Source organism: Streptomyces sp. NPDC026246 (genome assembly GCF_055567995.1).
This window is the reverse complement of record NZ_JBVHPJ010000012.1, coordinates 239683-250440: the sequence shown is the minus strand read 5'-3', so window position 1 is coordinate 250440 and position 10758 is coordinate 239683. Positions and strand designations below refer to the sequence as shown.

The following is a 10758-nucleotide window of genomic DNA, read 5'->3' as shown; positions in this document are numbered from 1 at the left end:
CACCTGCGCAGCGAACAACTCCACCAACGTGTCACCACCCGGGAACGACGACTCACTCCCACCCCACCCACACCGAAGCAACCCGGACCGCTCGGTCGCGTCCAGCAGGTCGACACGCCCGGACGGCTGGTGCGGATCACTCGCGAACGCTTCGAGGACTTGCTGGAGTCGATGGGCGATCCTGGCCGACTCCTGCGCATCGAACACCTGGGGCTGGTAGTTCACCTCCAGCCGCAGCCGGTCCCCTGGAATCGCCACCAAGCTGAGGGGATAGTGCATTCCGCCGGCCGTGTCCGCGCCCTCTGCGAAGGCGAACCGCAGCCCGGAGACCGGTTCACGCAGCGCGTCCAGGTCCATGGGCGCGTTCTCGAATACCGTGGCCGTGTCGAACAGCGGACCGAGTCCGGCGAGGCGCTGGATCTCCGCGAGCCCCAGGTGCTGATGGCTCAGCAGTTCGTTCCGCTCGTCCTGGAGACGGGCGAGCACGGCGGCCATCGATTCGGCGGGGTCCAGCCGGACCCGGACGGGCAGGGAGTTCATGAGCATGCCCACCATGTCCTCAACCCCCGGAAGCTCCGGGGGCCGTCCGGACACCGTGGTCCCGAAGACCACATCGCTCCGGCCGGTCATCCGGCTCAGGAGAACCGCCCAGGCACCCTGGATGACGGTGTTCAACGTCAGGTTCAGCTCTCGGGCCGTCGCCGCCAGCGCCGAGGTCAACTCGGCCGGCAGCGTGAGCGCGAACTTCTCCGGCGGCTGCGGCGACCGGACGGCGGCCTGCGCCGGGGCCACCAGCGTCGGCTCCTCCAGACCGCTCAGGACCTCACGCCACACCACCTCTGTCTTCTCACTGTCCTGTGCGGCCAGCCACTCCAGATAGTTCTGGAACGGCACGACCGGCGGCAGTCCGGAGGCGTCGCCGCCTCGGCCGTACAGCTCGATCAGATCAGCGAGGACCAGCGGCAACGACCACCCGTCCAGCAGGATGTGATGGTTGGTGAACAACAGCACGTGGCGTGTATCGGCCAGCCGGAAGAGAGTGAAGCGCACCAGTGGGGGAGCGGTCATGTCGAAGCGCCGCAGCAGGTCCTCGGCCACCAGTCGGTCCAGTTCCTCGCGCTGGGCCTCCGGCCCCAGACCACTGAGGTCCACCTCGGTCCAGGGCAGGCCGACCTCCCTGGCGATGACCTGAACGGCCTCGCCGGAGCGGCGCTGCAGAAATCCGGCCCGCAGACTGGCATGCCTCCGCAGCAGCGCCCTTCCCGCCTCCTGGAGAACGTCCACCCGCAGCCTGCCCTCGATCTCGACTGCCATCTGGGTGGTGTAGACGTCCACCGCCTCTGGGTCGTAGAGGGCGTGGAACAACATGCCCTCCTGCAAGGGAGAAAGCGGCAGGACCGCTTCGAGTCCTGACTGCTTCACTTCGGCACTCTCCGTTCGGCTGTAGGCACGAGATGGGCACTTCCCGGTAACGGGGCTTCCGGCCCTGAGAACCACGGGTCGTGAAACGTCGCGCGGCGGCGGACGATCCACCCGCAGTCCCACAATGCGTTGGCCGTTGTCTGTTCGCCGATCGCCGAACAGACAACGGCCCAGTCCACGGCTCCCGAATGTACACCGCTCGCCATACACGCCGAGTAGATGACGAATAGATGGTGCATTGACGACCCATCAACATCGAACAGAACGCACGGTTCTGACAAAGACACTCACATCGGCCCCATAGACAGATCGACCTTCTCTCTGTGGTAAGAATTCCCCCCGAACATGTGAGGGCTACCCCCGCAGGTCTTGCTCAGCCCGCGATGCATGAAGCACAGTGCATCCGGCGCGTCCGCCCGGCCGGTGGACGCCGCACTTCTTCTCCGGCGCATGTTCGGGTCAGGCCCGCCATGCGAAGCGGGGTCCCTCAAAAACAGCAGACTCCGAGGTAGTCATGTCTCGATACACGCAGGCCCCGACGGACAACAAGACTGATCGGAGCACTCCGATCAGCCTTGTCCAGCGCTATTACCGGTTGGTCGATGAAGGCGATATCAGCGGTCTGATCAAACTCTTCGAGCCGACCGCCGAATATCACCGGCCCGGCTACGACGTGCTCTCCGGACATGCGGAACTTGAGCGCTTCTATCGTGAGGAGCGCGTCATAGAAAGTGGTCGGCACGTCATTTCGAGGATCATCTCGGAAGACCGCGAGGTGGCCGTGAACGGCACCTTCGAAGGGGTACTCCGCAGCGGCGACAAGGTTGCCATCAGATTCGCCGACTTCTTCACCACGACCAGCGGCGGAACTTTCTCTCACCGGCAGACCTTCTTCTACGCCCCTCTGGTCTGAGGCATTCACCCTCCGATCAACTCACGCTTGAGCCAGTTGCTGACGATGAACCGATCCGTCTCCCAGGAGGACCCGCCCGTGCGCGCACCGTTCGGCGAGCTGTTCACGCATCACATGGTCACCGCCGACTGGACCACGGATGGCGGGTGGTCGCCGCCCCGTCTCCGTCCCTTCGCCGACCTCCCGATGTCACCGGCCATGGTCGGGTTGCACTACAGCCAGGTGGTCTTCGAAGGGCTGAAGGCGTACCGCAGGGACCACGGTGTCATCGACGTCTTCCGGCCCACGGACCACGCGATCCGTCTCAACCGCTCGGCAGAACGGCTCGCGATGCCGCCGCTGCCCGAGGAGCTGTTCCTGGCGGCGACCGACCTTCTCGTGGGCGCCGATCAGGAGTGCCTGCCGGCCGATCCGGGTCTCAGTCTGTATCTGCGTCCGGTGCTGTACGCCAGCGAGGCCAATCTGGCCCTGCGGCCCGCGCGAGAGTACACCTTCTTGCTCATCGCCTTCGTGACCGGTGGCTTCTTCTCCGACAAGCCGTCACCGGTGACCGTCTGGGTCAACAGGGATTACCCGCGAGCCGCGCCCGGCGGCACCGGCGGTGTGAAGTTCGCCGGCAACTACGCCCCCTCATACCTGGCACAGGAGAGGGCGCAGCGGGCCGGCTGCCACCAAGTGGTCTGGCTGGACCCGATGGAACGCCGGTGGGTGGAGGAGCTGGGCGGCATGAACCTCTTCTTCGTCCGCGGCGGCGAATCAGGGGCACAGCTGATCACGCCACCCCGCACCGGGACCCTGCTCCCCGGCATCACCAGAGACTCATTGATGCGGCTGGCCTCGGCACTGGGCTACGAGGTAAGGGAGGAGCCACTATCCGTCGACCAGTGGAAGAGCGAGTGCCGGGAAGGAACGATCACCGAAACCTTCGCCTGCGGAACGGCGGCGGTCGTCACACCCGTCGGCACCGTACGCGACGGTGAGGACACCTGGCAGGTGGGCACCGGAGCGGCGGGGACGGTGACGCTCGCCCTCCGCGACGCCCTGACGTCCGTACACGAGGGCCGGACTGCGGCCCCCGAGAACTGGTTCCGCAGCGTGCACCCGGTCAGGACGGCGGTGGCCCAGCACTGACGCGGGGCGCGGTTCAGCGGGGCGGTTCGGGCAGGTTGGGGGCGGCCACAAGGACCTGCGGCACAGTCCATGGCCTGACGGCGAAGGCAAGCTGTTCCAGGCGTCACGTACGCCGGCCGCTGCAAGACGGGTAGTCACCTCGGCATCAACAGGGCGACAGCGCTGTGCGGCCCACCGGTGCGGCAGCATCGATCGTCCGCCAGGCAGGTGGTGTCTGGTGTGCGGCCTTCCTCGACGGCGGGGAACGCGCAGGGGGGTTATGGCGTCGGTGGAGACAGGTGCGCCACCGGCCTGCCCTGCCGTCAGGCTGAACGAGAGAGGCCGACAGGTCATCCGCAGCATGGTGGACCTAGGGCCTGTCGTTTGGATCACTCCGGCGTCGGTTGAGAGAGCCGAGCCTCATAGCCGGGCTGATCCAAACGACAGGCCCTAGTGGTCAGTCCGCCCCGCGACCGGGCGAAGGCATCGTCGTCCGGTTCGCCGGCCGGGGCTCCCTTTGTGCCAGCCCCGGCCGGCCGTGTGCTGGTGAGCCGCACGATCATGGGGTTCGCCGACTCCGCCCAGTTGAGGTTCCCACGTGTCGGCCTGCGCATTGGCGCGGTGAGCACGCGCTCCCCGGTCCCGTCGACGACCCACATCTGCGGCCGGTTGTTGTCTCTCGCCAGTTGCCGTGATTCTTCGGCAGTTTGACCCTCCGGGTGGCGGTCTGGAACTTGCCGGCGATCACGTCAGTCAACGCACGATGGTCCCGCCAGCGGCCACCCCGCTTCGGGGTCCGGTCCAGAAGCCACGGCTCAGTTCGCGCCCCAAGGCACATCAGCCAACGGCACACCCGGACCGACGACCCACCGAGCTGTCTGGCGGGCGCGGCTGGCTGGCCTTCGGTGAAGGCACGCAGCACCACCGCTGCCTGGCCCTCCGCGAGGTCCGGCACACGACCCTGCGGCTCATCGGCGAGCACTACCGACGCCCCGTGGGAACCCACCGCTCCCGGCAATGCTGCGACGTCGGCTTCACCGGCATCACCCTCGACAGCCATGACTTCGGTGCCGCAACGTTCTCCGGCGGGCAGAGTGTCCTGCAGCGATGCCCCGGGCTCCCCTCCCGCAGGGCTTCTCGCGCCGACGATCCCCACGAACTACCGAGTATGGGACGGCCGAGGCGGGTGGCGGGCGCCGCCACGCTCGCGAGCCGGCCGCTCCGCTCGGTCAGGGCGTCGGTGGCGGCCCTGACTTCGGCACGAGTCCGCAGTGGGCGGCGATGGGCAGTCACCGAACGGTTCTGTTGGTGGCGAGGAACTGGCGGATCGCGTCTCGGCGCCGGACCGGATCGGCGCGCAGAAACGGCGAGAGGAGACGCCGGTCGCGGAGCCGGCGATCGAGATCACGGTCGCCCTCTCCCGATCCGGACCACCCTCCGCCCTGGGCGGTGACTTCGGGCGAGCCCACCAGCGTGGACCAAGATCCTGGGCGGCAAAGGGGCTGCGCGCCGCCACAGACCACGTGCGAGGTTCCGGGGTGCCTGTCCGGCCGCGCAACGCGGCGTGCACAATGTTGCGTCCCCCGATCATTTCGCAGTGCTCATGAGCTGCCGGAGCTCAAGAGCCCCCTCACGATTGCGACGCTCTTCTTGACTGCACACAGGTTCGACTTGGCCGCTACGGCGTCTGGCGCAGCCATTTCCTCCCACACGTCGCCTTGTCGCGTTCCCCCCTTCCGCCGTCCTCCGTCGGACGGTGATCCGAGATGACGCCGATACCGCCCACGGCCAGGCAAATCACCTTGGTTCGCTCCAGCTTGTCGGTAGTCGCACCACAGGCCGCGGAGATGACGGTGTACTTCTACGCCGTTCTCTTCGCCCGCTATCCAGAGGTACGAAGCCTGTTTCCCGACAACATGGACGTCCAGCGTGACCGGCTTTTGCGTGGTCTGCTGCGCATCATCGACCTCGTCGACGACGTTGACAACCTTGTCAAGTTCTGCGCGCGGCTGGGGCGCGATCACCGCAAGTTCGGGACCGTGGAAGCCCACTACCCGGCGGTGGGAGAGTGTCTGCTGGCTGCCGTGGAACGCTATGCGGGACCAGCATGGAACGACGAGGTCGCCGCCGCCTGGACCAGCTCGTACGCCATGGCGGCTCACGTCATGATCACGGCCGCCGCGGAAGACACTCGCCTACGCCCTGCCACCTGGGAAGCACAGATCATCCATCGTGCCTACCGTGGGCATGGAATCGCCGAAATCACGGTCCGTCCCGATCTGCCCTATCCCTTTACGGCCGGGCAATACGTGAGCATGGAGACCCCCTGGTATCCCCGTGCCTGGCGGCACTACTCTCCCTGCCACCCGCCGCGTTCGGACGGTACCCTCACCTTCCACGTGCGGGCTGTGCCCGGTGGGTCGGTCAGCAACGCACTGGTGTATCACGGGGCGCCAGGTCACATCGTGCGGCTGGGGCCACCGGAAGGCGACATGACGCTGGCGTCGGCGGGGGACCGCGATCTGCTGTGCGTGGCCGGCGGTACCGGCCTCGCGCCTATTCGCGCGCTGCTGGAAGAAGCAGCCGCGCAGGGGATGCGCAGATATGTAGACCTCTTCGTCGGGGCGCGGACCGGCGAAGAGCTCTACGGTCTCGACGACATGCTGCGTATGGCTCAGCGCCACCACTGGCTAACGGTCCGGGCTTCTGTCTCCCACCAGGAGATTCCCGGCCAACAGGGCACACTGCCGCAGGTCTTGCGCGAATTCGGGCCGTGGTACCGGCATACCGCTTTCCTGAGCGGACCGCCCGTCATGGTGACCACAGGTGTAGACACTCTCGTGCGCCAGGGCACACCGCGGGCCCACATTCACCACGACCCGATCGACACCCCCGTCCTCACCGCCCCCCTCGCTCCGCCTCTGCCCAGTCAGGAGAACGATCACCTGTGACGCACTACGAAGCCACTCCCTCGCACGGTGAGCGCAGGCTCCAGGCCACTCTTGGCACCCAGGAGCGGGCAGACGCCTTCTATGACCGGCAGGTTCACGCACATCTCACCTCGGCCATGCGCGACTTCATTCACCGTCAGTCCATGGTCTTCCTGTCCACCGCGGACGCCCGCGGACACTGTGACGCCACGTTCCGTGCAGGTCCCCCCGGCTTTGTCACCGTCCTGAACGAGCGGACCGTGGTCTACCCCGAGTACCGCGGCAACGGCGTCCTCGCCAGCGCAGGCAACATCACCGAAAACCCGCACATCGGCCTGCTGTTCATGGACTTCACTCGAGACCACATCGGGCTGCATGTCAATGGCTCCGCCGCACTCGTGGGTGATCGCGAATTGCGTGAGGCACATCCCTGGATACCGACCGACCCCGCCCCGGGGCGCAGACCCGTATTGTGGACATTGATAGGGGTCCAAGAGGCATATGTGCACTGCTCCAAGAACATCCCGCACCTTGAGCCCGCGCCCCGCACCCCCTCTGCCGGGGTACGCACACGCCTCAAGGATGCCGACTACTTCGTCGAGAGCCCCGCTCCTACAGTCGCGGCCGCCGAGCCCAGCCACGGAAGATCTCTGGAGCATGACCGCCTGGGACGGTTCGATCACTGATCTCGATGCGGACCGCCACGTCACCGCCGCACCATCCGCGACACCTGTGGAGGTTCCCGGCGGGACGTCGCGCCGACGGCCCCTGGCCGCTGCGAGTCTCTAGGCCAGCCCACAACGCCGGTCAGATCGGGACCGCAGGAATACGGACGGCCCCGACAACCGCTGTCACACCAACGCAAGTCGGGGCCTCCCGCCACCTGCCTGGGACACCGGCGTCGTTCTCGTTCCCGATCACCTTCGAACACTCCGCCGGCCCCGCATCGCAGGCCGGGCGTCCGGGAACGCATGCGCACTGGTCTTCGTCCAGGGACCGGCGTTACCCGAGGACATACCGTTCAGCGGTGACTTGAGCCCACTGCAACGACACCACCAGTGCGCTCGAGGGCTGCAACAGCGCGAGCACGGTCGCGTCGCCTCGGGTGTCGTCCCGGTGGGGAGAACGACGCGCAGGCCCGCTCGGCGACGGCCCGGCCCCGGTTGTTCTCGTGCCGATGTTCGCAGGTCAACCGCCGCCCGCGTCGATGCGAGCGGCCGCGTCTCAGCTCCTCGACGAGCGCAGGTGAAGAATGACCGCTCCTGTTCCGAGCGGCGGCACGTCGACCGGGACGGCACCGTCCGGGTCCGGGCTGATCACACGTGCATTCAGACCCAGGTAGTTGGTACGGACGGCGCGGGCGACGGCGAAGGGGGTGCGCAGACGGCAGGTGACGTGGGTCTCGGCCAGTGATTGCAGCCGGACCATGACCTTTCCCTCGCCCGGCACGGTCACGCCGACAAGCCGTACCCGTGAGTCGTCCAGGGTCAGGAACTGTGTGTGCGCCGAGGCTTCGGCCGTGGCTCCGCCGCGGGCGCGAACCGGCACCAGTGGGTGGCCGCGGACGGCAGCGACACGCAAGGCGAGTTCGTCGGCATCGGTGTCAGTGCTCCCCTCGGAGGTGCCGAAGGCGACGCTGTAGCGGAAGACGTGGTCGAACGCCTGCTGGGCGGGGAAGTTCGTGTCCCAGATGTTGTTGTGCACCCAGGAGAAGACGGTGGCCGGCTCTTCCTGCGGCAGGGACCGGGGGTAGGGGGCGTAGGGGATCGCGATCCCGCCGAGTTGGACGAGGGGGGCGTCGGCTGTCGCCAGTGCGGCGTGGTGGGTGCCGTCGGTGAGGCTGATCCAGCGCCGGACGGCTCGCATGTGAGTGGCGGAGCCCGGTACGGTCTCGCGGTCGGTGCCGAGGACGCCGCCTGTGGCCTCCGTGTGCACGACGGGGTGGTCGAGGGCGAAGGGAAAGGCGAAGAAGGCGCTCTCCTTGGTCAGAGTCGCCACCTTGTCGATACGGTTCTCCAGGTCGATCCGCGCCGCGTTGTGCGGCAGATGCACCTTCACGCGGAGCCGGCGGGTGCCGGCCGGGGAGCATTCGAAGACCAGGCTCTGACCGGTGGCGTCCGTGACGCGGTCGACGAGCGCCGCGGGCGGCGCGGTGCTGCGAGAGGCGAGCAGGTGCATCGAGTCGTCGGCGACGGTCTTGCTGGACTGATGGTTGAACCCGCCGGCTGTGGCGTATTCGTCGTATACGTATCCGTTGAAACCGATGACGGCGTCCTGTCGCACCATTTCGCGGCCCGTGCGCTTGTGGACGATGGAGCGGATGCACGCCTCACGCAGGTCGACCGTGACGCGCAGGTGGTCGTTCTCCAGGACGGTGGCGTCGGCGGGCAGCGGTGTGTCGGCGTCGTCCTGCGGCGAGGGGCCGGGACCGGTGACGATGTCCAGGCGCACCGCCGCACAGGCCGGCACGTCGGCGACCGGCACGTGAAGGAAGCGGCCGGCCGCTCGGTGGCGCTCGTTGCTCTGGCTCTCCTCCACGAAGGCCAGCGGGGTGCCGGTCCGTGCGTCCAGGACCTGGACAGTGTCGCTCAGCGCGACGGTGCTCTCCGGCAGGAAGAGCCGCGCGGTCTCGCTGCGCGGCCAACTGCACGTGTTGACGACGTGGAAGGACGCCAGCGCGTCGGCGGGAGCGGCGAAGGCTTCACCGAGTAGAGCGGAGGCGGCGTCCAGGAGCGTTTCCGCGTCGTCGTGGGCACGCATGGCCTGGGAGTACTTCCAGTGCCACTGCTTCTCACCCGACCCGTGGCCATGGTCGCCGTGGGTCCACGGGTCGCCGGCACCCCAGGTGTGTTCGTTGAACAGCGAGGCGGACCGGTAGACGGCGGCTGCGCCCGTGGTGACGGCCCGGCTGTCGGCTACGCCCATCAGGTGGGCGTACCCGGCCACGGTCTGCGCCTCGGTCAGCGCCGCTTGCCCGCGTCGGGTGGCCGCCATCGGGACGGCGCCGGCACCGACGCCGTCGACCCACCAGTCGCTCCAGTCGCCCCGGTAGGTTTCCAGGCGGTTTCCGACGCGCTTCTCGGCATCCTCGAAGAAGTCCTGGTTGCGGGAGGTCCGCAGCTGTGGGAACGCCCACTGCTCGTTCCAGCGGCGCACCGTGTCGGAGATGACGCGCCGGGGAGGACCGTTGTCCGCGAACTTGCCCAGAACCCGCAGGTGCAGGACGTCCCACGGGTAGGGGTCAGCCGTGCCGGGCAGGTCGAGGGCGGGAAAGCCGGGGATCCCGCGTCCCTCGTGCGGGTAGGGAAATCGGGCCAGGGCGCTGAGGTAGGCGGGCAGCAGGTCGTCGACGTGCTCGTAGGACTCGTCGAAGCCGAGGATCGAACCCTCCATGTAGGCCAGGCCGTGCGGGGTGTCCGTACGCCAGACCAGGACGCTGTTTCCGCTCGGCGCCTCCCAGCGGAACAGTCGCGGCAGGTGCTCCCCGCCGACGAGGTGGGGTACCGCGCGGCCGGCCCAGTTGTGCGCCACGGACAGGTAGCGGATGCCGTTGTCCGTGAGCACGTCGGGCAGGCCTACCACCTGACCGGGCACGTCGGTCTGCATGGCCGTGGTGATGTCGATGCCGTGCCGGGCGCGCAACTCGGTTGCGGGGCGCAGCAGTTCGTGCAATTCGTCGGTGGAGCAGGTCTCGGTGTGCAGATTGAACGGCATGGCCGTGAGTTCGACGCGGCCTTCGCGCACTCGGTCCAGGAAGCTCTCCACCTGGCGCCGGGGCCGGTTGGCCTGCCAGTCCTGGAAGGAGTGAAACCCTTCGACGGCCCAGCGGAACCGGGCAGGGTCAGGCCAGTCGTCGGTGTCCCGGCACAGCTCCAGCAGGGAATCGAGGTACGCCCGGCTCTCGGCCATCACCCGCCCCTGAGGGTCGGTGTAGCCGATGTCCAGGTGGGAGTGCTGCACCAGATGCAACGTCCAGTGACGCTGCGGGTGGGCCTCGAAGACGAGGGGGAGGCCCTCTTGGAGTTCCGGAAGCTCGATCAGCAAGGGGGTGGGTGCGTCTACTTCTGGAACGAGGAGGCGTATGTCGTCTCCCGGGCCCGCCATGATCTCGCAGCGGATGGGGGTGCCTTCGCTGGTTGTGACGCGGGCCCTGGTGATTCGCCGTCGCGGCTGTGCGCTGCCGGGGCGGCGTGTCCGCAGGCGGATGGACTGGAGCAGTCCGCCCGCCCCGTCCCGTCGCAGCAGTGGCTCACCCGTCAACTGCACCTGCAGGCCACCGAGGCCGGCAGTGATGGTCACGCGTTCCTTCAGAATGTCGCGCGCGATGTCGGCGTCCCACCAGGACGGCCGGGTCAGCGGTGGCTTGGGCATGGTGCGTGAGGT

Annotated in this window: 6 protein-coding genes; 4 read left to right on the top strand and 2 right to left on the bottom strand. The window is 67.8% G+C overall.

The window, feature by feature from the left end; translation table 11 throughout:
* Positions 1 to 1422 (bottom strand): condensation domain-containing protein (locus ACZ4M5_RS27735; protein ID WP_467740596.1); only part of this gene is annotated, 1422 nt, incomplete at its 3' end.
* A gap of 514 nt (positions 1423 to 1936) precedes the next feature.
* Here ACZ4M5_RS27735 and ACZ4M5_RS27730 point away from each other — a divergent pair.
* From ACZ4M5_RS27730 to ACZ4M5_RS27715, 4 genes are all read left to right on the top strand, one after another.
* A complete protein-coding gene (locus ACZ4M5_RS27730) occupies positions 1937 to 2335 on the top strand; it encodes a nuclear transport factor 2 family protein (RefSeq protein ID WP_467740594.1) in 399 nt (132 codons plus the stop codon).
* A 27-nt stretch (positions 2336 to 2362) separates the two neighbouring features.
* Positions 2363 to 3466, top strand: coding sequence for a branched-chain amino acid aminotransferase (locus tag ACZ4M5_RS27725; RefSeq protein WP_467740592.1), 1104 nt, complete (start codon positions 2363 to 2365; stop codon positions 3464 to 3466).
* Positions 3467 to 5292: 1826 nt separating this feature from the next.
* Positions 5293 to 6396 carry a globin domain-containing protein gene (locus ACZ4M5_RS27720; RefSeq protein WP_467740590.1) on the top strand — a complete coding sequence of 368 codons (1104 nt, stop codon included), beginning with the start codon at positions 5293 to 5295 and terminating at the stop codon, positions 6394 to 6396.
* Positions 6393 to 7061, top strand: coding sequence for a pyridoxamine 5'-phosphate oxidase family protein (locus tag ACZ4M5_RS27715; protein ID WP_467740589.1), 669 nt, complete (start codon positions 6393 to 6395; stop codon positions 7059 to 7061). The genes ACZ4M5_RS27720 and ACZ4M5_RS27715 overlap by 4 nt, the downstream gene beginning before the upstream one ends.
* 538 nt (positions 7062 to 7599) lie before the next feature.
* Here the strand turns inward: ACZ4M5_RS27715 and ACZ4M5_RS27710 are convergent.
* Positions 7600 to 10746, bottom strand: coding sequence for a glycoside hydrolase family 38 N-terminal domain-containing protein (locus tag ACZ4M5_RS27710; RefSeq protein ID WP_467740587.1), 3147 nt, complete (start codon positions 10744 to 10746; stop codon positions 7600 to 7602).
* Positions 10747 to 10758 lie beyond the last annotated feature (12 nt).

Bases quoted from the DNA above. Each gene is read 5' to 3' on its own strand.
- ACZ4M5_RS27710 (WP_467740587.1), bottom strand. From the start codon at position 10,746: ATGCCCAAGCCACCGCTGACCCGGCCGTCCTGGTGGGACGCCGACATC.
- ACZ4M5_RS27730 (WP_467740594.1), top strand. From the start codon at position 1,937: ATGTCTCGATACACGCAGGCCCCGACGGACAACAAGACTGATCGGAGC.
- ACZ4M5_RS27720 (WP_467740590.1), top strand. From the start codon at position 5,293: ATGACGGTGTACTTCTACGCCGTTCTCTTCGCCCGCTATCCAGAGGTA.